Origin of the sequence: Salinimonas chungwhensis DSM 16280, assembly GCF_000378185.1 — a bacterium.
Lineage (GTDB): Bacteria > Pseudomonadota > Gammaproteobacteria > Enterobacterales > Alteromonadaceae > Alteromonas > Alteromonas chungwhensis.
Window position 1 is genome coordinate 89,093 of record NZ_KB899377.1, and the last position, 26,382, is coordinate 115,474.

Below are 26,382 nucleotides of genomic sequence, written 5' to 3' on the forward strand. Positions count from 1 at the left end.
GCCTGCTGTTACCATCAAGTTTAACTTTCAACTTTAAATTTAACTTAAATCGGAGACGTAAATGTTATACATCGCTGTTGCACTATTAATCGGTCTGGGTGCCCTGGGTACTGCTATTGGTTTTGGTTTGCTGGGTGGTAAATTCTTAGAATCTGCTGCACGTCAACCAGAGCTGGCTCCTCAACTGCAAGTTAAGATGTTCATCGTAGCGGGTCTTATTGACGCCATCGCGATGATTGGTGTTGGTATCGCTCTTTACCTTCTGTTCGCTGTTGGTGCTTAATTTCTTAAACTTACAGTCTATTAGCGAACATTATGAGGAGGAGCGGTTGTGAATATTAACGCCACTCTAATAGGTCAATTAATCGCGTTCATCGTCTTTGTGTGGTTCTGCATGAAGTACGTATGGCCACCATTGCTGAGCGCGATCGAAGAACGTCAGAAGAAGATTGCCGATGGCCTGGAGGCTTCTGATCGTGCTGAGAAAGACCTTGAACTTGCCCGGGAAAAAGCCACCGAGCAATTAAAAGAGGCGAAAGCGCAAGCAGCTGAAATTATCGAACAGGCCAAGAAGCGTGGTAATCAACTTGTTGATGAAGAAACGCAAAAGGGTCAGGCCGAGCGCGAAAAAATTGTCGCTGCCGGTTATGCCGAAATTGAAGCTGAACGCAATCGTGCCAAAGAAGAATTACGCAAACAGGTCGCTGCTTTGGCAGTGCGCGGTGCTGAGCGCATTCTTCAACGTGAAATCGATGCTCAAGCACAAAACGACATTGTTGAAAAACTTGTCGCTGAGCTTTAAAGAGGAGATGAGCCATGTCTGAATTGACAACCGTTGCTCGTCCATACGCTAAAGCTGCTTTCGATTTTGCGGTCGAGCACAACGCCGTGCCTAAGTGGCATGAGATGTTGAGTTTTGCCGGTCAGGTAGCCAGCAACGATGAAATGCATCAGTACTTAACTGGTGCCGTTGCGGCAGAGACTGTAGCAGAGATGTTTATCAACATCTGCGGTGAACAACTCGATCAACATGGTCAGAACTTTTTACAGGTTCTGGCAGAAAATGAACGTTTGCTTGCCTTACCTGAAATTAGTGAGATGTTTACTGCGTTTAAAGCGGAATACGACAAAGAAGTAGAGGTTGACTTAACCTCGGCTACAGAGTTGAACGCGCAGCAACAGACACACATTAAGGCAACATTAGAAGAACGTTTGGCACGTAAAGTGAAGCTTAATTGCAATGTGAATCCTGCCCTGATTGCCGGTTTTGTAGTCCAGGCCGGCGATACAGTTATCGACGGCTCAGTGAAAGCAAAACTGGAACGTCTGGCAGACACGTTGCAAGCATAACGGGGATAAGAGCATGCAACTTAATTCCACTGAAATTGCAGAACTGATCAAGAAAAGAATTGAACAGTTCAATGTAAGCAGTGAAGCACGCAACGAAGGAACAATCGTTGCTGTTACAGACGGTATTATCCGTATCCATGGCCTTGCAGATGTCATGCAGGGTGAAATGATTGAGCTTCCTGGCGGTCGTTATGCGATTGCACTAAACCTTGAGCGCGACTCAGTTGGTGCAGTTGTAATGGGTCCTTACGCGGACCTGACAGAAGGCACTAAGGTACAATCATCAGGACGTATCCTTGAAGTACCGGTTGGTAATGGTTTGCTGGGTCGTGTTGTAAACACACTGGGTGAGCCTATCGATGGCAAAGGTGCTATTGATGCAGCAACTTTTGAACCTGTTGAAAAAATTGCACCTGGCGTTATCGACCGTCAATCAGTCGATCAGCCAGTACAAACAGGTTATAAGTCTGTTGATTCAATGATCCCAGTTGGTCGTGGTCAGCGGGAACTTATTATCGGTGACCGTCAAACTGGTAAAACGGCGATGGCTGTCGATGCCATTATTAACCAGAAAGGCACCGGCATTAAGTGTGTCTATGTAGCGATCGGTCAGAAAGCATCGACTATCTCTAACGTAGTACGCAAGCTGCAAGAGCATGGTGCGATGGAGCATACCATTGTAGTTGCTGCGTCTGCATCAGAGTCTGCGGCGCTGCAGTACCTTGCACCTTACTCTGGTTGTACTATGGGTGAGTACTTCCGTGACCGTGGTGAAGACGCGCTTATTGTATATGATGATTTGTCTAAGCAGGCAGTAGCCTATCGTCAAATCTCATTGCTATTAAAGCGTCCACCGGGCCGAGAAGCTTATCCGGGTGATGTTTTCTATCTACACTCTCGTTTGCTAGAGCGTGCGGCACGTGTTAACGAACACTATGTTGAGCGTCTGACAGATGGTGAGATTAAAGGCAAAACCGGTTCATTAACCGCGTTACCTATCATTGAAACCCAGGCTGGTGACGTTTCGGCGTTCGTACCAACTAACGTAATCTCAATTACCGATGGTCAGATCTTCTTAGAAACTGACTTGTTTAACGCAGGTATTCGTCCTGCTGTTAACGCCGGTGTTTCAGTATCACGTGTTGGTGGTTCTGCGCAAACAAAGATCATCAAAAAGCTGGGCGGTGGTATTCGTCTTGCCCTTGCACAGTATCGTGAGCTGGCGGCTTTCTCACAGTTTGCTTCTGACCTTGACGATGCGACCCGTGAACAATTGGAGCACGGTGAGCGCGTAACAGAGCTGATGAAACAAAAGCAATATACACCATTGTCAATTGCTGACATGGGTGTATCACTGTTTGCTGTTGAAAAAGGCTTCCTGAAGGGCGTTGAGCTTAACAAGATTCTGGACTTCGAAGCAGCACTGCATTCATATATGAACAGTGAGCACGCTGACCTGATGAAGACTATCAATGAATCTGGTAACTACAACGACGAGATTGCTACCAAGTTAGATGAAGCTTTGAAGAAATTCAAAGAGACACAAACGTGGTAATCACGGGTGCTGACTGTTAAGTCAGCACATTGTTGGGTTAACGGGAGATAGTCATGGCTAGCGGTAAAGAGATAAAAGGTAAGATTGGGAGTATCAAAAATACTCAAAAGATTACCAGTGCTATGGAAATGGTTGCTGCGTCTAAAATGAAAAAGGCGCAGGAACGAATGGCTACTGGCCGTCCATATGCACACAACATGCTTAAAGTGATTGGTCATATCGCAAATGGTAACCTGGAATATCGTCATCCTTACCTTGAGGAGCGCGAGGTAAAACGGGTTGGCTATATTGTGATCTCCACAGACCGCGGTCTTTGCGGTGGCTTAAATACTAATGAATTTAAGCGTGTTACCCAGGACGTCAAAAAATGGCGTGATGAAGGGGTCGAGGTGGATTTTGCAGCCTTGGGCTCTAAGGCATGTGCCTTTTTCAATCGGTTCGGCGGCAATTTGCTTGCAGCGGAATCGGGGCTGGGCGACAAACCATCTGTGAGCGACGTTGTTGGTGTTGTTCGTGTCATGCTCAGAGCATTTGACGAAGGTAAGCTGGATAAAGTTTATTTAGTGTTTAATGACTTTGTGAACACGATGACACAGACGCCTGTGGTCAATCAGCTACTGCCTTTGCCAAAGTCAGAAAACGATGAATATAAGCACCGTTGGGATTATATCTACGAGCCTGATCCAAAAGAAATTTTGGAATCACTCATGGTTCGCTATGTTGAGTCTCAGGTATATCAGGGCGTTGTTGAAAACGTTGCGTCAGAACAAGCTGCCCGAATGGTAGCAATGAAAGCCGCGACAGATAATGCCGGCAATCTTATTGACGATCTACAACTGGTATACAACAAAGCACGCCAGGCTGCAATCACACAAGAAATCAGTGAGATTGTTAGCGGCGCCGCAGCGGTGTAGGCAAAGGTTTATAAGAGATAATGAGGACAAATTATGAGTCAAGGTAAGGTCGTCCAAATCATCGGCGCCGTTGTGGATATCGAATTTCCACAAGATGCGGTTCCTGGTGTATACGACGCACTACGAGTTACCGAAGGTGACTTATCCGGGCTGACCCTGGAAGTGCAACAGCAATTAGGCGGTGGCATCGTGCGGGCAATCGCAATGGGTACCACCGACGGGCTTAAGCGTGGTTTAGCGGTTGAAAATACCAATGGACCTATCATGGTTCCGGTAGGCACCAAAACGCTTGGCCGCATCATGGATGTGTTGGGTAACCCTATCGATGAAGCGGGCCCCATCGGTGAAGAAGAGCGTATGTCTATTCACCGCGCCGCACCCAGTTACGAAGAGCAGTCCAACAGCCAGGAAATTCTGGAAACCGGGATTAAAGTTATTGACCTGGTTTGCCCCTTCGCAAAAGGTGGTAAAGTTGGTCTGTTCGGTGGTGCCGGTGTAGGTAAGACCGTCAACATGATGGAGCTTATCCGTAACATCGCCATCGAGCATAGTGGTTATTCCGTGTTTGCTGGTGTTGGTGAGCGTACCCGTGAGGGTAACGATTTTTATCACGAGATGAATGACTCCAACGTACTGGATAAAGTATCTCTGGTATACGGTCAGATGAACGAGCCACCAGGCAACCGTCTGCGTGTAGCACTGACCGGTCTGACGATGGCGGAGAAATTCCGTGACGAAGGACGTGACGTATTGTTCTTCGTTGATAACATCTACCGTTATACTCTGGCCGGTACCGAAGTATCAGCACTTTTAGGACGTATGCCATCAGCGGTAGGTTATCAGCCTACACTGGCTGAAGAAATGGGCGTACTTCAAGAGCGCATTACATCAACCAAGACGGGCTCAATCACGTCAATCCAGGCGGTCTATGTACCTGCCGATGACTTGACTGACCCTTCACCAGCGACAACCTTTGCTCACTTGGATGCAACGGTAGTTCTTTCACGTGATATCGCGTCTCTTGGTATCTACCCTGCGGTAGACCCTCTTGATTCTACATCACGTCAGTTGGATCCATTGGTAATTGGTCAGGAACATTACGATGTTGCTCGCGGTGTTCAGACGGTTCTTCAGCGTTATAAAGAACTGAAAGACATCATCGCGATTCTGGGTATGGACGAATTGTCAGAAGAAGACAAACTGGTTGTTACCCGTGCTCGTAAAATTCAACGTTTCTTGTCACAGCCATTCTTCGTAGCAGAAGTATTCACAGGTGCACCAGGTAAATATGTACCGCTTAAAGACACAATTAGTGGCTTTAAAGCAATCCTGGATGGTGAGTACGACGAGCTTCCAGAGCAAGCCTTTTATATGGTTGGCTCGATTGAAGAAGCTGCAGAGAAAGCCAAGAAAGCGTAAATTGATCGGCGGTTTGTAAAGGCCGCCTGATTCGATTACGTTGACTACCGACTTTGGAGGTTTAAATGGCAGCAATGACAGTTCATCTGGATGTAGTAAGCGCAGAAGAAGAGATATTTTCTGGTCGCGTAGAAACTATACAGGTGACAGGCAGCGAAGGTGAACTGGGTATCCACCCGGGTCACGCGCCTCTGATCACTGCAATTAAACCTGGTATGGTGCGTTTGGTAAAACAACACGGTGATGAAGAAGTCATATACGTGGCAGGTGGTGTACTAGAGGTACAGCCTGGTAACGTAACCGTGCTGGCAGACACGGCTGTTCGTGCAGAAGATTTGGATGAGCAAGCCGCAGAAGAAGCAAAACGTCGTGCTGAAGAGCACATCGCCAACCCAGGCGCTGATTTCAACTACGCAGAAGCTGCGCAGGAACTGGCCGAGGCCATTGCGCAATTACGCTTACTTAAAAAGTTGCGAAAGTAAGTCAGCAAGTATGATTAGTAGAAAAACCCGGCGTCCGCCGGGTTTTTTATTACCCAAAAATCACTTAATTGTCATAAAAAAAGGTTAGATTACCTGGCGCTAGTTTATAGGGCGTACTAAAATATCTCAGCACGCTCAGGCCCAACGGGTAAAGGCTACTTACGGGACACAAGTAGTTCGACGTAAAAATCAGGGATTTTCACGTAGTTTGTAGAATATGCCCTTATGAATTTTTCAATACCGCTTCCTCAACCGGCAACCAGTCGGATCTGGATGCCGCCCTTCTGCTATCTTATTGTTGGATTTGTCATCCAGGCAAGTGTGCAATTTATCTATAGCCGTCCCTCAATCCCTGGTATTGACCATTTGCGTGCCTTACAAGAGCCGTTAGTACTACTTGTAACCACAGCCCTGCTGTGGACGGGGCTCCGATATGTGCATGGTAGAGCACATCGAGCCTTAGTAAGTTACCTTTTAAGTGTTAGTCAGCTGTGCAAACTTAACTATTATCGCAGAAAAGCACTCGTACAATTGCGCAACCAGGCAAGCGTTGCCGCGCTAATAGCACTTTGCCTGCTAATCGCTGGTTTACAGAACCCTCAGCTAGCGCTCTATCCCGATGAGCCTGGATTTAATCTTGTCCTGCTGACTTTTATTATAGTGGCGATAGTTTTTATCGTGCAATCTGCCACGGTGCCGGGATTTTTGCGCAGCCATTTTTTCAGTGAGAGTGAATTTTCTGCCAGCTCGTTACATGCTGCCTGCCATTTTTACCAAATTCATACCTTAAGTATTGGTATGATTTGTGCCGCGCTTTTAGCATTTAGCGTCGGTGCTGTTTTCCTGCCACGTTTTACCTTGTTTTTTTTGCTAGCGACTGTTCTTTGTCTGGTGGTACTGTTTTATCAGTTTATCGGACATTTTAAAGTGTCGGTGCAAATGCAGCGCTATAAAGCTGAGGCTTTAAAAAGCAATAAGCGCAAGCTGCACTTTTTAAAACACAGCGCAAGATATCCTGAGCAGGCGTTGCAGGTTGCGATAAATAAGCTGGTAGATCAGCGCAGAATGTTACTGGACTGCAACTGCGAAGTGCTGAGCCATACCGTCATGAAAATATTGGTCACGACATCTGGTGGTCTGGCGATGGTTTGGTATTGGGCGTTATAACCTATTGCGGCGATGCTGTGTCGGACCCTGCCAGTTGGCCTGCATGGCGTTTTGTAAGCTTAGAAGATTTTTTGTCTGCGCGTTGTAACCCGCTTGCAGCGAGTAGGCAACGGCTTCAAGCGTAGATAAGCTGTTATCCACCGAGGTATGACGGATCAGATATTCAGATTGCGGCGCGTGGCGAAAATGCCATTGAGGCAGATTCCAAAGCCAGGGAAGCATTGAATATAATGCATAGGCCTGACGCCATGAGCCATCCAAAAAAATGAGTGTATTAAACTGGCCAGCAGTAAATGCTGTGCTTTCCAACGGCTGACTATTGTCACCGGGATAAATCAGCGCTGCCTTCGAGTTTGTCACCGTCTCTGCTATCTTATCAAAATCGCTGGCTGTTTTGCCACTTACCATCGTGCTATTACTGAGCGTAAGCAAGACCAGTCTTGCAGTATTTTTTGCATGCAGCGTCTCGCGCTCGTGTTGTAAAATAATGATATCAGCCGGCGCTTGTTGTGAATTTACAAATTCACACAAACAGGTTGATGTAGGGTAGCTGCAAACGTTGCAATATTGTCGCATGAGTTTTTCTCCCAACACAAAGCGATTAAGTATGCAGGAAAATCCACAGTGGCAGCAAATTTATCGGGTGGCTTCACTTATCCCTGCCGGGCAGGTCGCATCATATGGTCAGGTTGCTGATCTGGCAGGCTTACCCGGGCGGGCGCGTCTGGTGGCGAAAGTGCTAAAAGCAGCAGATGCTTCACAACACCTTCCCTGGCATCGGATACTGCGTGCCAGCGGACATATCGCCATACAGGGTCAACAGGGTGAGCAACAGCGTTTACGTCTGGTCAGTGAGGGTGTGGTGGTGGAAGGTATGCGAGTGAAAATGAGCAAGTATCAATGGCAACCTTCGTTATATTTAATGCTGCATGAATTGTCTGGCTAAGTAAGTTGAGCTACTCTGCCTGATGGGAATTTATTCATTGTGAACATGTGTAGTAAATGAATCAGTCAATAACTAAAACAATCACAATCAACGGTCTTCGTCCGGGTATGGTGGTTATCGAAATTATCGAGCAATCCGGTGCTGTCAAAGTAACGTCCAGTGGCCGGGTTACTTCCCAGTCCATGGTAGATAGCCTAAAGGCAAAGGGCGTTAAAAAACTTCGTGTCAGCGTTCCGGTTGACCCTCCAGAGTCTGAACCCGCGGCTGCCCCCCACACACATAAGCATGACAAAACGTCCTTCAACACCGAGATAATTACAGCGGAAAAACTGCATCGGCAGGGCAAAACACTCCAGTCGGAACTATTGGAAGCAGTAGGCAATGGGCTTTCTTTTGATGAACAAATTCCTAGAGAGTTTTCACAAAAGCTTGTTGCTTCTATCAACAGAAATCCTGACGCCTTGCTGTGTTTAACAAAAATTAAAGAAAAAGATGATTATCTGCTGGAACATTCGTTAAACGTGGCGATTATACTGGCGCATTTCGCTCGCTATTTGGGAATGAATGACGAAGAGGTGGTAGCCCTTGCTCACGCAGGTTTTCTTCATGATCTGGGTAAAATTCAGGTGGCGGATGAGATTTTGCACAAGCGGGGAAAACTCACTGATGCAGAAATGGATGAAATGAAAAATCATGTGAAGTATGGCATTGACGTATTGGAAGAAGCGAACATGGACGGCCACCTCATTCGAATTGTGAGTGAGCACCATGAACGTTTAGATGGATTGGGCTATCCACATGGTAAGACTGCCGCTGAGATTTCCCAGCATGGGCGAATGCTTGCCATTGCTGATATGTACGATGCGCTCACAGCAGACAGATGCTATAAACCCGGTATGACCTCCCAGAAGGCCATAAAAATCTTATTAAGCGAGGCGCCGGAAAAACTTGATAAAAATTTGCTGGAAAATTTTGTTAAATGCATGGGTATTTTCCCGGTGGGCAGTCTGGTTAAACTTTCCAATAAAAAGCTGGCCATGGTGGTTAAACAAAATGCGTCGCTGGCAAAGCCCGTTGTCAAAGTATTTTACTCACTGGGTGGCGGTCACTTTCTGGAGCCAAAAGATATCGATTTATCGCAGGATGATCGTGTCAGTATAGAAAGTGCAGCACTCGCCAGTGATTACGATATCGATTTCAACGCATTTTTCCAACGTTCAGTCACAGTGTAACTAATCACCTACGCTCATAATGCATCAACCCGGATTTAACCGAGACTAAACCGGGTATCTACACCCATACCCGGGTCTGTGGTATGGAACAGCTTTTGCACTTACTAAGAAATACAATATGTTACCCTTTTTTTAAGGTAATTATTTCACGGTGAAAAAACGAGGAAGTTATGAAAAAAACATTGATCGCCGGCGTAGTCGCTGCCGCAGTAACGTTATCAGGATGTGCAACCAGCCCTTCTAATACACAAAAAGGTGCAGCAATTGGTGCTGTTGCCGGCGCTTTACTTGGTAAAGCAACCGGCGATAATGATAAAAGTCGCTACGCCTGGGGTGCGGCGGTAGGTGCAATAGCCGGTGGTGCTATTGGTAACTATATGGACCGCCAGGAAGAAGCGCTGCGTGAAGAGCTTTCTGACACCGGCGTACAAGTGGAACGCCAGGGCGATAACCTAAATCTTATAATGCCCGGTGATATTACCTTTGCCACTGACAGCTCTGCGATTAAAGGTCAGTTCAACCCGGTACTAAGGGATGTTGCCAAGGTTATCAACGAATACGAAAAAACTGTACTGATGATCAAGGGGCACACCGATGATACCGGTGCCGAACAGTATAACCAGGCTTTGTCAGAACGGCGTGCTCAGTCAGTTAAAAATCTGCTGACTTCATTCAATGTCAACCCACAGCGAATTACCACCGTGGGAATGGGTGAGTTTCAGCCCAAAGTACCTAATACGAGCGCTGAAAATCGTCAGCAAAATCGCCGCGTAGAGCTACAGATTCAACCATTAACACAAAACAACACGTAAGCAGAGTCGGGCGGTCTACTACCGCCCTTTTTGTTATTTGCATAATGAATACTATTTTGTATGTGCAATCCTATCTTTCGCCTCCAGAAAGAACAATTTGTAAGCGTCCTGATGACGCCAATAAATACCGTTTAGAAATAGCAGCCATCAAGGCTTTTACTTGATCTTTAACCTCAGGTTACACTGTGGTGTAAATCACACCAAGTGAGTAATGACTATGAGATTTATTGTTGCCGGATTACTGGCTTTTCTGTTGAGTGGCTGTGCTACGCTTTCACAATTGTCATCCTACACCGTCTCTGATGCCGAGCTTGAGAAGGTATTGAATGAACAGGTGAGCAAATTGCAGAAAAAATCATCCCTGGCAGGGATCCCTTTAGTCCTCAATGTCGATGAGATGACTGTAGCTGTCGGGCCAGATGGGAAAGATGTTGTTCGCCTGGGGACCAAAGCAACGGCGAGTGTGAGTGCTTTTGGTTTTAGTTACCCGGCAAAAATAAGTCTGCAATTACAAGGTACACCTTATTATGACAGTGAGAAAAAAGCGATTTTTGTGCGCTCGCTTTCTTTACTCGACAGCACCATCAATGCGGGTGGCTACAAAGGTAATCTGGCCCCAATAAGCAGTGAATTTATGCAGCTGATTAACAGTTACCTGAGCACTAACCCGGTTTATGAACTGGATACTACTAACAAAGCCATCAATTTTCTTTCTACCGTACCGCTCCAGCTTATGGTTGAACAAGGCCGTCTGGTGTTACAACCTAAGTCCTGAATAGGTTGACTGTTAAAAAAAGAGATGTTTATGATTAAATATCAACGCGTTAACTCATCGACTTGAACGGTGAGCTTATATGTTCGATTTTTTCCAGTCTGCCAGTACCTTGATATGTTCAGGACCTATACCACAACAGCCGCCTATAAAACGAGCACCAAGAGCATACCATTGCTTTGCATAATGCAGATACTCCTGGGGGCTCAGTTCGCGAGTGGCAAGATCATCAGAGTTGGCTCTGTGAGTTTTACCAATAGGTGCAAAATTATTGGCATAAACGCCCACTACGATGTTCGACCTTTCATCCTGGCAATAGGCGAGCGTTTTCTCTATTGCCTTATGCATGACCTCAGGTACCGAGCAGTTGAACATAATACCGGCAGCCCCAGCTGCACACGCCAGCGCCACAGCGCTTTCTACTGACTGGCCGGAGCGCAACTGTGGGTCCTTCTCAGCATTATCTGAAAGTGTGAATGCATAATGACAGGGTCGGGCGGATTGCGTCACGACCGGAATAATGGCTCTAAGCTCCTCCAGACTGGCAATCGTTTCTGCTATCCATAGATCAACATACGGAGCCTGTTCATCCAATAACATCTGATAAATCTCTACCGCGCGCGCTGAGTCAAATAAATCAGGGCGGTAACTACCCATTGGCGGCGGTAATGAACCTGCCACTTTAATGTTGTAAGACGCGCTATCTGCCACCTCGCGAGCAAGCTTGCCAGCGAGTCTTGTCAGTGCAGAACCACGTTGGTTATACAAGTTTTCGCCCAAGTGGAAAGGAACGCATGCATAACTGTTAGTTATGATTACTTCAGCGCCAGCATCCACAAACCGCTGATGGGTAGCCATGACGGTTTGAGGCGCTTCCATGAGCGCCTGAGCGCTCCAGTAAGGATGACAAAACGGTGCACCAGAACGTTTCAGTTCACGGCCCATTCCGCCATCCAGCAAAGTAAATTTTGGCATTAGCTTCTCGATGGTAACACTATCCGCTCACCATAGAACAAACCGGCTGCGCTGAAAATGTATATACACCTATAAATTGGCAATAAGGTATGCAAAATGGACAAAAAATACTAAGAAGAGAACATGGAGCGTGGATATTGCTATTGGACTGCGAAAACAGCTCCAACAGCAATATCAGATAAAAAGTCAGATAGTTGGTATCGGCTACCTGCTTATTGTTTTAAAAGCTAAACGTTACCTTGAGATAATCGCGACTTACTCGATATTCTGGATCTGCTCGCGCATTTGTTCAATAAGCACTTTTAACTCTACTGCTGACTGGGTGATGGCGGTGCTGATTGATTTTGAGCCTAGCGTGTTAGATTCACGGTTGAACTCTTGCATCATAAAGTCGAGCCTGCGACCACAAGCGCCACCTTTTTTAAGTATATTGCGGGTTTCCTGAACGTGTGAGTTAAGCCGATCAATTTCTTCGGCCACATCTACTTTTTGCGCCAGCATAATCATTTCCTGCTCGAAGCGACCTTCATCAAGCTCGATCTGCGCTTCTTCAAAGCGGGTTTGAATGCGCTCACGTTGCCATTGAAGAATCTCGGGCATTTTTTCCTTTACCGATGAGACCTCACTTTCAATACTATCCAGGCGCTGTTCAATAAGGCTTTTCAACGTCTTACCTTCGGCTTCGCGGGCTTCGATAAATTCGTCCAACGCCGTATCAAAGCCACTTAGACTGTCATTATGAATCGCATCCATATCTGTTTCTTCAGAGGCGATAATACCTGGCCAGCGCAGTACATCCATTGGATTTACACCGGTCGACTGGCCATGTGACTGAACCCAGTCAGCGGCGTGCAAAACCTGTTTAGCTAGCTGTTCATTCAGAGTCAAAGTGGCTTCTGCATTGTCGGCAGGAGTAAAGCGCAAGCTGCACTCTACTTTGCCGCGGTTCAAACGTTTACGAAAACGCTCTCTTAGCATCGGCTCTAATGATCTGAACTGTTCGGGTAAGCGAAAATAGGTTTCCAGAAAGCGCTGGTTTACCGAGCGGATTTCCCACACAACGGAACCCCAGTCCTGTTTAATTTCCTTACGGGCGAACGCGGTCATACTGTAGATCATAGATGACATCCATGGTTGGTTGATGCATAAGTGATTATCCTGATCATACGCGAAGTTATCAATTTCTGCCCAGCATTTAATAGACTTAGCGCTTCTTTCATTCAACTCTGAGGTACAAATACGTTATACTTCGCGCTGATTAACAACTCAATTTATCGCCTTATTGCGCCCGTCCTTAGGAGAACATTATGCGTCCAAGTGGCAGAACTGCCAGTCAAATCCGCCCGGTTACCATTACCCGTAACTTTACCTGTCATGCCGAAGGCTCTGTGCTGATTGAGTTTGGCAATACCAAAGTACTTTGTAATGCAACGGTGGAAGAGGGTGTGCCGCGGTTTATGAAAGGGCAGGGAAAAGGCTGGGTTACCGCTGAGTACAGCATGCTGCCTCGCTCTACACATACTCGTAGTCAACGTGAAGCAGCCAGAGGAAAGCAAGGTGGTCGAACCCTGGAAATTCAACGTCTCATCGCCCGCTCACTGCGTGCTGCCCTTGACTTAAAGCTGCTGGGTGAGAATACCATCACTCTGGATTGCGATGTGATTCAGGCTGATGGTGGTACGCGGACTGCCTCTATCACTGGTGCCTGTGTGGCGCTGGTCGACGCGCTTACCTATATGCGTACCAAGGGCATCATCAAAGCGAACCCGCTAAAGCATATGATTGCTGCGCTTTCAGTCGGTATTCACAATGGCGTTGCTATCGCCGATCTGGAATATACCGAAGACTCGACTGCCGAAACTGACATGAATATTGTCATGACAGAAACCGGCAAACTGATCGAAGTGCAGGGAACAGCCGAAGGTGAACCATTCTCTTTTGAAGAGATGAACGAAATGCTTGAGATAGCCAGGCACGGTTTGCGTGAACTGTTCGACGCGCAAAAAGCTGCCCTGGCATAAGGAGATGCGCATGAAACCGTTTCAGCGAGAATTCATCGAGTTTGCGATTGCCCGTGGTGTACTCAAATTTGGTGAGTTTACGTTAAAATCCGGGCGTAAAAGCCCTTATTTTTTCAATGCCGGCTTATTTAATCGTGGTCGCGATCTGGCTAAGCTGGGCCGGTTTTATGCTGCAGCATTGACCGATGCTGGTGTTGAGTTTGATGTGCTCTTTGGGCCGGCTTATAAAGGTATTCCTATTGCCACCACGACCGCTGTTGCATTAGCTGACCACCATGATCTGGATGTTCCTTACTGTTTTAACCGTAAGGAAGCCAAAGCTCATGGTGAAGGCGGAAATCTGGTGGGCAGCGCCCTTGAAGGTCGCATTATGCTGGTGGATGATGTAATTACCGCTGGTACGGCTATTCGTGAATCAATGCAACTTATCGAGCAGAACAATGCGTCTCTGGCTGGCGTGTTAATTGCTCTTGATCGGCAGGAGCGCGGGCAGGGCGAGTTATCGGCAATTCAGGAAGTAGAGCGTGATTTTACTACCCAAGTTATATCGATAGTGACACTCGCCGATGTAGTAAGCTACCTGACTGAGCAGCCAGCCCAACAAACCCGTATCAATACGATAAATGCGTATCGTGAAGAGTATGGAATCTGAGCGTGACCGAAAACAACGATTTTCAACAGGCTGACTATCAACTGGATGCACAAGGCCTGCGCTGTCCTGAGCCGGTGATGATGATTCGGCTGAAGGTTCGTAAAATGGCCGACGGTGAAACGGTTTACATAACTGCTGATGATCCTTCTACCTCACGGGATGTGCCCAGTTTCTGCCGGTTTATGCAGCATACCCTGCTAAAAGCCCAGACCGATGAGCTGCCGTACGAGTATCTGATAAAAAAAGGGGCATGAGCCCCTTTTTTTATTTAAGTAAACTTCAAAACCTTAGTGCGTAGTACCAAAACTGTCGCTACGCATTTTTCTCTCAGGTTTTATGGTAGCGGCTTTCAATGGCGCAGAATATACCGAATAAGAATATGCCGGCGCCTACGACCATGAGCCCAATCTGCCCGTAGCTTTGCTGTGTGATAGTGCTAAGCGCTTCCTGTAAGCCGCCAGCTTCTTGTGGATCAGCTTGTATAGCCGCCTGCACAAAGAATCCTCCCACCAGAATATAAACAATGCCTCTGGCCAGAAAACCTAAACGTCCAACCACCTGGGCTGTTTTTTTGACTTTTGCTGACATCCGATGCACATCAAACTTATCCATAAAATCAGTTTTGATGGCATGTTTGAACTGAATAAACGCAAAAGCAATAATAATCAGGCCGACGGCACCTACCAGATAGATTCCCCATTGCTGTTGCATGAGGCTTGACGACATTTGCTCGCTGTTGCTCTGACCACCACTTGATGAGCCCCCCACGCCCTGAAAAACCTTAATTGCCAGATAGGTACCAAACGCATAAATAACACCTGATACAAAATAGAAGATGCGGGTAATGACATCTTTGGCTGAACTCATATCAAGATGATCAATATTGGTGGCGCCCTGAACAAAGCGCCATATTACGTAGCACACCATCCCAACGATGACGCAGCCAAGCATGATACGGCCAAACGGTTGCTCAAGAATCGATGTAAACACATTTTTCTGAGAAGGAGTACTTGATCCTACGGCGCCGATGGCTGCTTGCAAAATAAGCAGACCGAGCAAGCAATACACGACGGTCTTGGCCGCGTAGCCACCAAAAACCAGCATGGATTTCCAGTTATCTTTCAAAATAATACTCCGTTAAGTTATTGTCGTTAGATAATTACTTACGGCGCATTAGCTTTTCATGATTACTTTATATTCAATAAGTATAAATTAACTTCTTAAAGACTTAAGAAGTGCTTCATGAATGAGCGCTTTTGACTGTTCTGAATCGCAGGAGAAGTCACTGACATGCAGGGCGTGGCGCGCCAAAAGCGCTTGAATAGTTTCCAGTCCAATGGCGATATGGACAACATTTTCCGGGGTGTTTTTTGCTGGCGCTTCCATATCTCCCCCTAATGCAGATAGTGTCCGTCGGGGCCGGTGACTGGTATTTGGTGGTCGTCACCCAGGGATTGTACAATCGCCTGAATTAAGCGGGCGATTTTCGGCTCACAGGCATATAGGGGGGTAAGTGCCATCAGCTGTTGTTGGGCATCATCAATTATCTGTACAGCAGCCTGTTTTTCGCCAGTGGCTTTATAATGATTAGCCATATAAATGGCCAGTGCGCCATATGCGATAAAGTCCTGAGATATCAAATTTGTACTTTCACCTGGCGCACGCAGAGCCTGAATAATCGCTTGTGCAATTTCAAGCGCCTGGCCGCTACAGTGAAGGGCACTGGCTTCATCACCTTCTTCTGAAAAACGGTTGGCAGTCTGTTGCATTTGTGTTCTTTGCACTCGGGCATCGTCAGGGTGTGCCTGCAACCACTGCTTGTATTTATTACTTAAGAAACTCGACCGCACTGCCCCCTCTCCTTAATTACGCTATATGTAAATGAGAATTATTATCAATAATAGGGTGGTTTCAGTCTCCAGTCAACACAACCTTCAGATACTGCTTAGAACAATGTACTTAAATACCATAGCAGCAGTACAAGGGCTGTCAGCGTGGCTATCGCTGCCGTCTTATATTGTCTGATAAGCGCCTCAGCCTGGTTACCGGCAACATACACCACAATGGCCAGACCAAAATAACGAATTGAACGGGCAATAACAGTAGCCAGCACAAACATGAATATTGAATACTTGGTGGCCCCAGCTGCCAACATCGCAATTTGAAAAGGGATCGGTGCAATTCCCAGCGTTAAGACAAACCAAAACCCCTGGTTTTGCATTTTTTCTTTCACCATTTCAAACTGCTGTTGGTCTGAAAATGTCTCTATGACCCAGTCGCCCAGCAGATCGAACAGAAAATAGCCGATACCATATCCGATAATAGCACCCAGCAAGCAACCCAGAGTCGCCATGAGCGCGATAAGCCAAAGCTTGTCGCGCCTGACCTGCATCAATGGAACCAGCACTGCTTCTAAAGGAATAGGCACTATTGTAGATTCGAGCATGGACGCAATAGTGACACCAGAAAGCATATTCTCTGAATTCTTTAGCTTCCGGGTTCTTTCTTTTAAGCGCGCGCTGATTCCCATTTTTTCCTACTTCTGTTTTATGATTTTTCCATCCTTCATTACGAAGGTAACAGACTTCATTACGCTGATATCTTCCAGAGGGTTTCCAGGCACTGCAACAATATCTGCAAGTTTGTCTTTTTCAATACTGCCCAGTGTGTCTTCAACATTGAGCAGTGCTGCGGCATGTCGGGTCGCGCTGAGTAACGCATCAGCCGGTGACATACCTGCCTCTACCATGTAAACAAACTCTTCGGCATTATCACCATGGGCGGAAACGCCTGAGTCGGTGCCAAACGCGATTTTTACACCTGCTTTGTGTGCTTTTTCAAACGTATTTTGAATCAGTGGTCCAATTTTCTGAGCTTTAGGGCGAACCAGCTCAGGAAAGTAACCATCGATTTTTGCTTTTTCGGCAACAAACTTTCCTGCCATGATGGTCGGCACATAGTAAGTACCATGCTCCTGCATAAGTTGCATGGTTTCATCGTCCATATATGTACCATGCTCAATGGAAGTCACGCCCGCCTTAATAGCACGGTCCATGCCCTCTTTTCCGTGAGCATGTACTGCCACTGTCATACCGTAATCATTGGCTGTCTCGACAATGGCTGATAATTCATCATTCATAAACTGCGGGTTTTGCCCACTCTTAGCCACGCTTAGTACGCCGCCGGTTGCTGTGATCTTTATAACATCAGCGCCATCCTGATAGCGTTGACGAACAGCCCTGCGCGCTTCTGCTGTGCCATTTACCACACCCTGGGTGGGACCTGTATCAGGTCTGATAGCGCGAGCCATCCCGTTACTGGGGTCCGCGTGACCGCCCGTAGTGGCGATTGACTTGGCCGCGGTGAAAATACGCGGGCCTTCCAGCAACCCCTTATCAATAGCATTTCTCAAAGCTACGGTTTCGTTGTAGCTGTCGCCTAAGTTTCTTACCGTGGTAAAGCCTGCATGCAACGTTTTCTTAGCGTAGTTAGCCGCTGTCAGAGCATAATCAGCTTCATTTTTGGTGTAGCGGTCTAAATAAGCACCCTGCTCGCTCTGTGAGGAAAGATGAACGTGCATATCCATCAGCCCCGGTAGCACGGTACTGTTTTTCAAATCAATAACCTCGTCCTCATCCCCAGGCCGGGCAAAGCCATCTCTGATTTCAACAATCTTATTATCGTCAACTACAATGGTGACATCGCTGCGAAGCTTTTCACTGGTACCGTCAAACAAGTGGCCAGCGTGGATGAAGGTATCTGCATAAACACAGCTGCTTATCAGGCTGCCAAAACACAGGCAAAGACGAGAAAGGTTACGTTTCATAGATGCATAATCCGGTTGTGAGTGTAGTGATACAATAGGTGAGAGACAGGGAAGATGTAAAGATATTGTGATCAGGCGGACTGGTCAGCCGCCTCAAAACGATTTATTCGGGCAATTCACCAATAACGAACGGTTCAAATTCGCTGGTAACATAAAGTTGTTGTTTTCCGTCTTTATGCCGACGCTGAGCATGTTCTACCAGCTGATAGTAAACATTGTGGTTTAAGCGTGCCCACAGGTTTGTTCTGACACAAACGTACGGGATGGGTGTGCTGTCTGGCGCGCCAAGCTCAGCCGGAGGCTCCCGTAACTCAAGGGGATGATTAGAGGATAACGCAAATCTGTCACCGACATTAGTGGTGAAGATAATACTGTCATCTTCTTCTGCCCACTGAGTCACCAGAAACGGCACGTCTTCCACCGTAATACCCAGCTTTTCACCCGGCGTTACCAGAAAATAGCTGTCGTCTTCTTTTTTGATAACAGAAGCAAACAACCTGACCAGTGCCTGCCGGCCGATTGGACTGCCTTCATAATGCCAGCTACCATCCAGCTTGATAGTCATATTCATATCGCCACAATATTCCGGATCCCACTTATCGACCGGAGGGATGGCCCGGGCTTTATCGCCCGTAGCCTCCGAAATTTGCTGACTGAACCTGTTAAGATCCATTACCATCCTCAAGCATCGCTTTTATTTCCCGTAATTTGGCTTTTATACGACGCATATTGTCAGGGCCGGTCCGCAGTAATTGTTTTTGCGGCGCACTGAGGTTCTCCAGCTGCGGGTCTGCATACTTGTAGGCGACCGAGTCACTGTAAACTTCTACCGGTACAGGCACTTCAGGCGTATCCAGTAACTCATTGATTGCCTTAACGGCCACTTCATCAAACGGCATATCCGGGTTACCAATTTCCTGATACTTTTCCTGAATCTGCGGTTTATAGTTTTGGTACAACTCAATAAGCTCCTGGTTCTCCATGGATTCAAGCATATTTACATAAGGTGTGTACCGCTTGTAACTGGCCGCATCAATCCATTCTTTACCAGCCTGTTCATAGACGCGGAATGTCTGCTCAGGGGCTTTCAGTGGCTGTTGATTAGCCATCTCCTCATTGCCAATATTAGTAACCGACACGACAAAACGTTGTAGAAGACCTTCATCCACTAGAAACGTATTAATATCTTCCTGCTCGCTCAGCGAGGCAACTGATTCTTTGATACCTGTATCACTGCTATCCATTGGTTCTGGTGCGGGCGCTTCCTGCTCGGGCATTGGCTCAGGTTCAGCATCGGGGTCGATCTGCACCGGCTCAGGTTCCGGCGCGCCTTCAAATTCTTCGGTCTCATCATCCAGCGAGCCATCTGCTACGGGGGGCGCTGCTTCCTGTGGCTCAACAGTGGCTTGTGCATCATCTGCTTCATCTGAAGAATCATCAGAAGGCCAGAATAACACTGCCAAAATAACGATGACAATAATGGCTATCAGCACAATGTGCGGGGCTACCTTGCGTTTTTCTGACGGGTCACTCATAACATATCCACCATATAAAATTAATCCTCAGAACAATGTCTTATAAGAATCATACTTGCTATGCGCTTGTTGCGAAAGAGCGCCGGGCGAACAAACGCAAATTTCCATAATTGATTCATTTTCCTACATAGAAATTGAAGAATTTGATCGTTTTACCGTCAAAATTCTTTTGGGCCCGGTTTCTCAGTCGTAACATCTTTTGCTTAGGTTACCTATACTGTTGCACAGATTTAATGGCGAGGATCACCTGTCTTTGTGTATATTTTAAGCACGCAAAACATTATTTGGGCGGAATAAAGCATGCACAAGTTTATGTATAAGGATTTGATGCAACGAACACCGGCGATTGACTATCTGGAAGTTCAGTCGTTTGAAATGAATATCTATCTGGTACAAATAACTATTGGCGAAAAGTGCGGCTTTGTGTATGACGAAAAAGACCGCCCTATGCGCTTCTTCAGCGCCGGACATATCCGCGAGGCTTTTGCAGAATGCGTCGTTGCCCAGTCAGTGATGGTGCATGATACACCTTATGAAGAGATGATCGGCAATCCTCCGAAATCCGAGAGCAAAATGGCGCTGCCGTTCACCATGCAGCTTCCGTACTAATCGATATTAAAAAAGTTGTGAAATAATCTGAATGACCATTCCGGTTGCGCTGCCAATGGCAAAGCCAACCCAGGTATTTTTCAGCAAATACCGAAACAGTGCTGCGCCGAAAATTCCGCACCACAGCATTGCAGAATACAGCGATAAGGTCGCGCCACCGGTCCCTGTCTCCGGCAAAAACAGCATTACCACAAATGTCAGTGCCATTGCGCCGGATAAATACACCCAGATAACATTTTTTCGGTTAGAAAAACTATCAGCTTCACTCATAAAAAATCAGCCCGTTAGCCATAATAAAGATATCATGGCTAATGCGGGCTGATGTTGCAATCATGTTAATATAAGACTTTAGTGGTGATGCCCGTTAAATTCAACTTTAAGCAGAGTAGTATTACCTTCAAATCGCAGTGTCTGGATATCGCCTTTGCCTTCTACATTCAGGGTGTTTACCTGAGAAGGCCACAAGTCTCTTAATGCATCATGGCGAATTTGCAGACCTTTTAGAGCCGGTGGCTGATCAGTTTCCTGATAGACCCAGAAAAATTTACCTTCTGTTTCAAAACCCACAGTATTCAAAGTCAGTTTTTCGCCCTGAGCATTGAGCACTGCAAAGCGCTTTGCCACATATTCGGCGAACTTGAGCTGCGTGTCCTTACTGTCCAGGATATCAGCCTGCTTATCAAACAGGCGTTTAACCGCATGTTCTGCATCATGCAGGTTGAACCGGTGCATCACTTCGATATTTTCAGTGCGTGGATTAAACAGCACCGTAGTGATAGCTGCCTTTATCTGATGCGCCTGCGCCTGGGCACAGACACTTAGCAGCAGAGCCAGAAGGCTCCACTGCTTGGTACGCTTAAACAACCTCTTAGTCATCTTCGCTGTCATCGTCGTCATCGTCGGTTTTCAGCTCAGTTTTGCTTTCCTGCATCAGATCTCTGGAGACGCGGCTGCTGCTTTTCTTCGACTTATAAGCCTCAATGCGCGAAGGAATGATACGACGCGGATAGTAATTATTTTCTACATCAACATCAGCCGTTTCCCAACGCGGGTCAACCACAGCGCTTACCAGCTCTTTGTCCTTATCGGTAACAATTAGCTTGGAGACTGACTTAGGGGTCCGGCGCCAGATTTCAGCAGGGATGCGCATGGTTTCTTTGGTGCCGTCGGCAAATTCCATTTCAAGAATAATGGGCATGACCAGGCCACCTTTATTAGCAAACTCCATCACGTAGTAATTTTTATCCTCCCGCACCGCTCGCTCAAACGCTTTGCGTTCCCACGGCTCCAGGTCTTTGAGGAACTTGCGATAACTGTTGCGATCTTTATTGTTCGGCGTGTACTGATCATTTTCGTCGTAGAAATCTTTGATATCGTCAAAACGATCAACCCACAGCTTACGACCTTCCTGCTCGTTACGCTCTACGGTTAATGACATCGGTTTTTCCATTTCCGCCTCGCGGCGACGCTGCAAATCGATATCCGGATCTTCTGTATCCAGGCGCAGTTTATAAACGCGCTCCAACGCAATATCTACGTGGTCTGTGCTGTAAAACCAGCCGCGCCAGAACCAGTCGAGATCGACCCCTGATGCTTCTTCCATCGTGCGGAAAAAATCTGCTGGGGTAGGACGTTTGAACATCCAGCGTTGGGCATATTCACGAAATGCAAAATCAAACAGCTCACGGCCTAAAATGGTCTCGCGAAGGATGTTTAGCGCAACAGCTGGTTTGGTATACGCATTAGGGCCTAAATGCAGTACCGAATCGGACTGTGTCATAATTGGCACCTGTGAAGATGACTTCATATAGCCGACGATATCCCGAGGCTCTACACCCCATGGAATATTAGGATCCCATTCACGACCTGCAACACCGTCAAGAAAGCTGTTTAAGCCTTCATCCATCCAGGTCCACTGGCGCTCATCAGAGTTCACAATCATGGGGAAATAGTTATGACCTACCTCATGAATAACCACGCCAATCAAGAAGCGTTTTTCTGCCAGAGAATACGTCCGTGAGCCATCGTCCTGAAGTTCAGTACGCGGGCCGTTAAATGAAATCATGGGGTATTCCATACCGCCGACAGGGCCATTGACAGACTGCGCAGTAGGATAGGGGTAATCGAAAGTGAAGCGGTTATACACATCAAGTGTATGAATCACTGATTCTGTGGAGTATTTTTTCCACAGATCGCCACCTTCTTTGGGATAGAAAGACATTGCCATAACCAGTGGCGTGTCTTCGTTGTCCTGTTTGAAGCCCCGTGCATCCCACATGAATTTGCGCGAAGATGCCCAGGCAAAGTCACGGATATTCTCGGCTTTGAAGCGCCAGGTTTTGGTGTCTGAGGTGCCAGCTTTTTCGTTTTCTAATGCTTCTTCCGCGGTAACTACGAAGACCGGACGATCAGCACTTTCTGCTTTTTTCAAACGGTCACGCTGCGTTTTCGTTAAAACCTTCTGAGGGTTTTGCAGTGTTCCCGTAGAAGAGACAATATGATCAGCCGGGACAGTGATATTCACATCATAGTTACCGAACTCCAGGGTAAACTCGCCGCGGCCGATGAACTCTTTATTTGTCCATGCTTCATAGTCTGTGTAGGCAGCCAGACGTGGGAACCATTGTGCCAGCAGAAAAATATCATTGCCGCCTTCACGTTCATCATCCGGGAAATGTTCATATCCCGCCCGGGCTCTGACAGCATCTTCCTCGACAATATTAAATGCAAAATCAATTTCCAGGTCGGTACGCTGACCTGGCTTAAGCGGCTTGTCCAGATCCACCCGCATCAGGGTGCCCACCACGACATGGTGAAGTTTTTGGCCATTACCGTTGGCGATTCGCTTAATCTCGTAACCCAGTTCGTTATCATCTACAAACTGCTGGCGGCGTAATGCGCCCATACTTAGCTTGGCCGGGGCATCTGCAGAAGCTGACTGGGTGGCCGGTCCGCGGTTGCCGATACCACCGAATGTGGTGGTCAGCGCTGACATGGAGTCATCACGGTATTTATTCTGGTCAAGCTGAATCCATAAGTAAGTCAGCGTATCCGGAGAATTGTTTTTATAAGAAATTTTCTCCGAGGCCTCAATCCGGCGCTCGCTTTCATTGAGTCTGACATCAATTTTGTAGTCAACTTGTTGTTGCCAGTATTGATAACCTGGCGCTCCCGCTGCATTGCGGTAAACGTTAGGCGTTGGGAAAGTTTCATCCAATTGCCGGAACTTGTCTTCGAAGTCGCCTTTTGTTTGTTGTATCGCTGAACTGGCAGCAACCGGTAAATGCAGCATCACTGATACGGCAGACACCAACCAGAACAGACGGTTATGTCGTTTACTCATGCAGATTCCTTGCTAATATTTGCTAAGTTAGAGGCATCGAATATGCCATTCTATCGTTACTTGAATTAATTTTGCAGGTTTTAGCCGCAATAAGTTAAAAATTCACCGCAAACCCTTACTGCCAGTAAAAAACTTGATGAATACTTTTTAAGCAGTGCTGTTTTGGCGTATTCTGGTTACACCCCGCAGATCTGATCGTACGAATATGAACCAACATACCTGGCAACGGGCTGTCATAAAGATTGGCAGCGCTTTAATAGCTCCGGACGGAAGAACATGCAGCACAGAGTTTCTGGCCCCTGTGGCGCAGTTTATTAGTCAGTGTCAGCAAGTTGGTAAAGAAATCATTCTGGTGTCTTCCGGCAGTGTTGCTGCCGGGCGCCAACACATCCCGGTGGCTCACCGCCCGACCATTGCAGAAAAACAGGCCATGGCAGCGATTGGTCAAATGAAAATGATGGCTAACTGGCAGCAGTTATTTTGCAGACCCTGTGCCCAGGTACTATTAACCGCCGACGATCTGCGTAACCGAACCCGGTATGTAAATATAAAAAATACACTGAACCAGCTGTTAAAACACGGAGCGATTCCTATTGTAAATGAGAACGATACGGTATCCGTCGATGAACTGAAGGTGGGTGACAATGACAACCTGGCTGCGTACACCGCTTTGGTGGCACAGGCAGATACACTGATTATCTGCTCTGATATCGATGGATTGTATACAGCTGATCCACGTAAACATTCTGGCGCAACGCGAATTGAGCGGGTTGACCATATCAGTGAGGCGATCATGAAGCTGGCTGGAGGCGCTGGCTCATCTGTAGGTACCGGCGGCATGGTAACCAAACTACAGGCGGCCCGTATTTGCACCAGTAGCGGTATTACTACCTGTATCGTTAATGGTCGCCGGCAGGCAGTTTTTAATACGCTGTTGACCAATAATCCCGATGGCACGTTATTTTCTGCCAGCGGCTCGCCTGCGCAGGCCCGCAAACTCTGGCTGCAGCATACCGTAACGGTCAGAGGCGCGCTGCACATTGATTCAGGGGCAATGGATGCGCTGGTTCAGCATGGGGCATCGCTGCTTGCTAAAGGGGTTGTGGGTGTGACCGGCGATTTTCAAAGCGGCGACGCGGTAGAAATCTATGCGTCGGGAAAACTGCTTGGGAAAGGATTGACAAATTACACAAGTAAAGACTTACTTACTATAAAAGGTCTTTCGAGTGGTGATTTTGAAGCGGCGCTTGGGTTCAGTCGGGGGGCCGAGGTAGTTCACCGCGATGATATGGCGCTGACCGGAATATCACTTAAAAAAAAATCAGATTGATGCGTTACAGGGTGGGAATTAAGACCTGGCCGACGTATGCTGTATTTATTTGACAGAGACTGATTATGACTGATTTTGCGCCTTCTCTGGCCGATTATCCTTATCACATCGAGCTAACCACTCGGGCGCAAGATTGCGACGCGCTGGGTCATATCGGTAACGTGGTTTTCTACAGTTTTTTCGACACAGTGGTAAATCAGTTCTTAAATGAGCGCTGCAATCTGTCTGTGGCCTCAGATACCATTGTTCCGTTTGTCACCAGTTCACAATGCCAGTATATGTCAAAGGTCAGTTATCCTGAATCGGTCTTTGTCGGGTTACGGGTGATAAAGATTGCACGCAGCACTGTGACATTTGGTGTTTCGGTTTATGCCGGTGAAAACGGCAGGCGTGCCGCCCACGGCCAGCTCATGCAGGTTTTTGTAGAGCGCAGTACCGACAAAGCCGTGCCCATACCCGGGCATATCAAAACAGAGCTGGACAAACTAGCCGGGGAGTTAACATGAAAGGCGTTATTCTTGATATGAGCACTCTGAAGCCTGATGATCTGGATCTTTCGGCGCTGGAGGCATTGCCAGTTTCCTGGACATATTATGATACCACGGCTGCCAGGGAGACAGCGTCGCGCATTCAACAGGCAGATATCGTGCTGACGAACAAAGTGGTTCTTGATGCACCGTCGCTTCGCGACAGTCACTGCGCCTATGTCGGGGTGCTGGCAACCGGTATAAATAATGTCGATATCCAATACTGCGACGCGCACAATATTACCGTTAACAACGTAGAAGGATATGGCACCGGCTCTGTGGTTCAGCATGCCCTGACATTGCTTTTGACACTGACCACATCGTTTCGTCACTATGATAACGCGGTACGAAATGGCGACTGGCAACAGTCGGAACACTTTAGCCTGCTTGACTATCCGATACGCGAATTGCGCGGTAAACAGCTGGTCGTTGTGGGTAGCGGCCAGTTGGGCACAGGCTTTGCGCGAGTCTGCCAGGCGCTGGGCATGCGGGTTACTTTCAGCGCCCGGCCCGGCAGCACCGATGACCCTCGACCGCCGCTGGAAGAACTGTTGCCGCAGGCTGATGTGCTCAGCCTGCATTGTCCGGCTACACCAGAGACCGAAAACCTCATTGATGCTAAAGCACTGGCGAACATGAAGCCCACAGCTTTTTTAATCAATACAGCCAGGGGCGCACTGGTAGATGAGCCAGCATTGGCAACTGCACTGAAAAACGGCACCATTGCCGGTGCCGGCCTGGATGTATTGAGCGAAGAGCCGCCCAGCGCCGATAATCCGCTACTGGGCTGCCCTCAGCCGGATAATCTGATTATCACCCCACACGCTGCCTGGGGGGCGACCGAATCCAGACAACGTTTACTGGATATTGCCGTCTCACATGTCCAGCGCTTCGTTGCTGAGAACCGTTAGGTCG

General features: G+C 47.4%; 32 protein-coding genes. 19 read left to right on the forward strand and 13 right to left on the reverse strand.

Going from position 1 to position 26,382, the window contains the following annotated elements:
- The first annotated feature begins 61 nt into the window (after nucleotides 1-61).
- The 8 genes from atpE to F458_RS0104620 all read left to right on the forward strand — a co-directional run bounded on the left by atpE (nucleotide 62) and on the right by F458_RS0104620 (nucleotide 6,887).
- Nucleotides 62-283, forward strand: coding sequence for a F0F1 ATP synthase subunit C (atpE, locus tag F458_RS0104585; RefSeq protein ID WP_012520222.1), 222 nt, complete (start codon nucleotides 62-64; stop codon nucleotides 281-283).
- A gap of 48 nt (nucleotides 284-331) precedes the next feature.
- Nucleotides 332-802: a F0F1 ATP synthase subunit B gene (gene atpF / locus F458_RS0104590; protein ID WP_018982206.1), complete on the forward strand. Its 471-nt coding sequence runs from the start codon at nucleotides 332-334 to the stop codon at nucleotides 800-802.
- Between the two features lie 14 nt (nucleotides 803-816).
- On the forward strand, nucleotides 817-1,350 hold the full coding sequence (gene atpH, locus F458_RS0104595; RefSeq protein WP_018982207.1) for a F0F1 ATP synthase subunit delta: 534 nt from the start codon (nucleotides 817-819) through the stop codon (nucleotides 1,348-1,350).
- 13 nt (nucleotides 1,351-1,363) lie between these two features.
- Nucleotides 1,364-2,905, forward strand: a complete 1,542-nt coding sequence (gene atpA, locus F458_RS0104600) for a F0F1 ATP synthase subunit alpha (protein WP_018982208.1) — start codon at nucleotides 1,364-1,366, stop codon at nucleotides 2,903-2,905.
- A gap of 53 nt (nucleotides 2,906-2,958) precedes the next feature.
- Nucleotides 2,959-3,819: a F0F1 ATP synthase subunit gamma gene (gene atpG, locus F458_RS0104605; protein ID WP_018982209.1), complete on the forward strand. Its 861-nt coding sequence runs from the start codon at nucleotides 2,959-2,961 to the stop codon at nucleotides 3,817-3,819.
- A gap of 33 nt (nucleotides 3,820-3,852) precedes the next feature.
- Nucleotides 3,853-5,238: a F0F1 ATP synthase subunit beta gene (atpD, locus tag F458_RS0104610; protein ID WP_018982210.1), complete on the forward strand. Its 1,386-nt coding sequence runs from the start codon at nucleotides 3,853-3,855 to the stop codon at nucleotides 5,236-5,238.
- 65 nt (nucleotides 5,239-5,303) lie between these two features.
- A complete protein-coding gene (locus F458_RS0104615) occupies nucleotides 5,304-5,720 on the forward strand; it encodes a F0F1 ATP synthase subunit epsilon (RefSeq protein WP_018982211.1) in 417 nt (138 codons plus the stop codon).
- 225 nt (nucleotides 5,721-5,945) lie between these two features.
- Complete coding sequence (locus F458_RS0104620; RefSeq protein ID WP_018982212.1) at nucleotides 5,946-6,887, forward strand: hypothetical protein; 942 nt, start codon at nucleotides 5,946-5,948, stop codon at nucleotides 6,885-6,887.
- Here the strand turns inward: F458_RS0104620 and F458_RS0104625 are convergent.
- Entirely contained in the window at nucleotides 6,882-7,463 is a 582-nt protein-coding gene (locus F458_RS0104625) for a tRNA-uridine aminocarboxypropyltransferase (RefSeq protein WP_026294493.1), read from the reverse strand. The genes F458_RS0104620 and F458_RS0104625 overlap by 6 nt on opposite strands.
- Before the next feature lie 31 nt (nucleotides 7,464-7,494).
- On the opposite strand from F458_RS0104625, the gene F458_RS0104630 reads away from it, so the two are divergent.
- The 4 genes from F458_RS0104630 (at nucleotide 7,495) to F458_RS0104645 (ending at nucleotide 10,652) form a co-directional block, all read left to right on the forward strand.
- Nucleotides 7,495-7,833, forward strand: a complete 339-nt coding sequence (locus F458_RS0104630) for an MGMT family protein (protein ID WP_018982214.1) — start codon at nucleotides 7,495-7,497, stop codon at nucleotides 7,831-7,833.
- Nucleotides 7,834-7,889: 56 nt separating this feature from the next.
- The gene (locus F458_RS0104635) at nucleotides 7,890-9,065 is read left to right on the forward strand and encodes an HD-GYP domain-containing protein (protein WP_018982215.1); all 1,176 of its coding nucleotides are present in this window, start codon (nucleotides 7,890-7,892) and stop codon (nucleotides 9,063-9,065) included.
- Nucleotides 9,066-9,235: 170 nt separating this feature from the next.
- Nucleotides 9,236-9,877, forward strand: a complete 642-nt coding sequence (locus F458_RS0104640; RefSeq protein ID WP_018982216.1) for an OmpA family protein — start codon at nucleotides 9,236-9,238, stop codon at nucleotides 9,875-9,877.
- A gap of 217 nt (nucleotides 9,878-10,094) precedes the next feature.
- On the forward strand, nucleotides 10,095-10,652 hold the full coding sequence (locus F458_RS0104645) for a DUF1439 domain-containing protein (protein ID WP_026294495.1): 558 nt from the start codon (nucleotides 10,095-10,097) through the stop codon (nucleotides 10,650-10,652).
- A 75-nt stretch (nucleotides 10,653-10,727) separates the two neighbouring features.
- On the opposite strand, the gene F458_RS0104650 is transcribed toward F458_RS0104645, so the two are convergent.
- Nucleotides 10,728-11,624, reverse strand: a complete 897-nt coding sequence (locus tag F458_RS0104650) for a homocysteine S-methyltransferase family protein (protein WP_018982218.1) — start codon at nucleotides 11,622-11,624, stop codon at nucleotides 10,728-10,730.
- A gap of 255 nt (nucleotides 11,625-11,879) precedes the next feature.
- Nucleotides 11,880-12,743, reverse strand: a complete 864-nt coding sequence (locus tag F458_RS0104655) for a YicC/YloC family endoribonuclease (protein WP_018982219.1) — start codon at nucleotides 12,741-12,743, stop codon at nucleotides 11,880-11,882.
- A gap of 188 nt (nucleotides 12,744-12,931) precedes the next feature.
- Here F458_RS0104655 and rph point away from each other — a divergent pair, with 188 nt between their 5' ends.
- Genes rph through tusA form a run of 3 tightly spaced genes read left to right on the forward strand, consistent with a single transcriptional unit; the run spans nucleotide 12,932 to nucleotide 14,551 of the window.
- Nucleotides 12,932-13,645, forward strand: a complete 714-nt coding sequence (gene rph / locus F458_RS0104660) for a ribonuclease PH (protein WP_018982220.1) — start codon at nucleotides 12,932-12,934, stop codon at nucleotides 13,643-13,645.
- 10 nt (nucleotides 13,646-13,655) lie between these two features.
- Nucleotides 13,656-14,297, forward strand: a complete 642-nt coding sequence (pyrE, locus tag F458_RS0104665) for an orotate phosphoribosyltransferase (RefSeq protein ID WP_018982221.1) — start codon at nucleotides 13,656-13,658, stop codon at nucleotides 14,295-14,297.
- Nucleotides 14,298-14,299: 2 nt separating this feature from the next.
- The gene (gene tusA, locus F458_RS0104670) at nucleotides 14,300-14,551 is read left to right on the forward strand and encodes a sulfurtransferase TusA (RefSeq protein ID WP_018982222.1); all 252 of its coding nucleotides are present in this window, start codon (nucleotides 14,300-14,302) and stop codon (nucleotides 14,549-14,551) included.
- 73 nt (nucleotides 14,552-14,624) lie between these two features.
- On the opposite strand, the gene F458_RS0104675 is transcribed toward tusA, so the two are convergent.
- The 7 genes from F458_RS0104675 to F458_RS0104705 form a co-directional block, all read right to left on the reverse strand.
- Nucleotides 14,625-15,422 carry a DUF1206 domain-containing protein gene (locus F458_RS0104675; protein WP_156824165.1) on the reverse strand — a complete coding sequence of 266 codons (798 nt, stop codon included), beginning with the start codon at nucleotides 15,420-15,422 and terminating at the stop codon, nucleotides 14,625-14,627.
- An 87-nt stretch (nucleotides 15,423-15,509) separates the two neighbouring features.
- Nucleotides 15,510-15,683 (reverse strand): hypothetical protein, encoded by a 174-nt coding sequence (locus F458_RS20640; RefSeq protein WP_018982224.1) that lies wholly within the window; start codon nucleotides 15,681-15,683, stop codon nucleotides 15,510-15,512.
- An 8-nt stretch (nucleotides 15,684-15,691) separates the two neighbouring features.
- Nucleotides 15,692-16,147: a hypothetical protein gene (locus F458_RS0104685; RefSeq protein WP_156824166.1), complete on the reverse strand. Its 456-nt coding sequence runs from the start codon at nucleotides 16,145-16,147 to the stop codon at nucleotides 15,692-15,694.
- Nucleotides 16,148-16,242: 95 nt separating this feature from the next.
- Nucleotides 16,243-16,827, reverse strand: a complete 585-nt coding sequence (locus F458_RS0104690) for a YqaA family protein (RefSeq protein ID WP_018982226.1) — start codon at nucleotides 16,825-16,827, stop codon at nucleotides 16,243-16,245.
- A 6-nt stretch (nucleotides 16,828-16,833) separates the two neighbouring features.
- Complete coding sequence (locus F458_RS0104695; protein ID WP_018982227.1) at nucleotides 16,834-18,123, reverse strand: metal-dependent hydrolase family protein; 1,290 nt, start codon at nucleotides 18,121-18,123, stop codon at nucleotides 16,834-16,836.
- A gap of 103 nt (nucleotides 18,124-18,226) precedes the next feature.
- The gene (locus tag F458_RS0104700; RefSeq protein ID WP_018982228.1) at nucleotides 18,227-18,796 is read right to left on the reverse strand and encodes a DUF1285 domain-containing protein; all 570 of its coding nucleotides are present in this window, start codon (nucleotides 18,794-18,796) and stop codon (nucleotides 18,227-18,229) included.
- On the reverse strand, nucleotides 18,786-19,658 hold the full coding sequence (locus F458_RS0104705; RefSeq protein ID WP_018982229.1) for a DUF3014 domain-containing protein: 873 nt from the start codon (nucleotides 19,656-19,658) through the stop codon (nucleotides 18,786-18,788). The genes F458_RS0104700 and F458_RS0104705 overlap by 11 nt, the downstream gene beginning before the upstream one ends.
- Nucleotides 19,659-19,958: 300 nt before the next feature.
- Here F458_RS0104705 and F458_RS0104710 point away from each other — a divergent pair, with 300 nt between their 5' ends.
- On the forward strand, nucleotides 19,959-20,267 hold the full coding sequence (locus F458_RS0104710) for a DUF6482 family protein (protein ID WP_018982230.1): 309 nt from the start codon (nucleotides 19,959-19,961) through the stop codon (nucleotides 20,265-20,267).
- A 6-nt stretch (nucleotides 20,268-20,273) separates the two neighbouring features.
- Here F458_RS0104710 and F458_RS0104715 read toward each other — a convergent pair whose 3' ends face one another.
- The 3 genes from F458_RS0104715 to F458_RS0104725 form a co-directional block, all read right to left on the reverse strand.
- The gene (locus F458_RS0104715; protein WP_018982231.1) at nucleotides 20,274-20,537 is read right to left on the reverse strand and encodes a hypothetical protein; all 264 of its coding nucleotides are present in this window, start codon (nucleotides 20,535-20,537) and stop codon (nucleotides 20,274-20,276) included.
- A gap of 78 nt (nucleotides 20,538-20,615) precedes the next feature.
- The gene (locus tag F458_RS0104720; protein ID WP_018982232.1) at nucleotides 20,616-21,155 is read right to left on the reverse strand and encodes a DUF6702 family protein; all 540 of its coding nucleotides are present in this window, start codon (nucleotides 21,153-21,155) and stop codon (nucleotides 20,616-20,618) included.
- Nucleotides 21,136-23,610, reverse strand: coding sequence for a M1 family metallopeptidase (locus tag F458_RS0104725; RefSeq protein ID WP_018982233.1), 2,475 nt, complete (start codon nucleotides 23,608-23,610; stop codon nucleotides 21,136-21,138). Before F458_RS0104725 ends, F458_RS0104720 begins: the two co-directional genes overlap by 20 nt.
- Nucleotides 23,611-23,815: 205 nt before the next feature.
- On the opposite strand from F458_RS0104725, the gene proB reads away from it, so the two are divergent.
- The 3 genes from proB (at nucleotide 23,816) to F458_RS0104740 (ending at nucleotide 26,378) form a co-directional block, all read left to right on the forward strand.
- Complete coding sequence (gene proB, locus F458_RS0104730) at nucleotides 23,816-24,940, forward strand: glutamate 5-kinase (RefSeq protein ID WP_018982234.1); 1,125 nt, start codon at nucleotides 23,816-23,818, stop codon at nucleotides 24,938-24,940.
- 65 nt (nucleotides 24,941-25,005) lie between these two features.
- Entirely contained in the window at nucleotides 25,006-25,446 is a 441-nt protein-coding gene (locus tag F458_RS0104735; protein WP_018982235.1) for an acyl-CoA thioesterase, read from the forward strand.
- A complete protein-coding gene (locus F458_RS0104740) occupies nucleotides 25,443-26,378 on the forward strand; it encodes a D-2-hydroxyacid dehydrogenase (protein ID WP_018982236.1) in 936 nt (311 codons plus the stop codon). The genes F458_RS0104735 and F458_RS0104740 overlap by 4 nt, the downstream gene beginning before the upstream one ends.
- The last annotated feature ends 4 nt before the right edge of the window (nucleotides 26,379-26,382 follow it).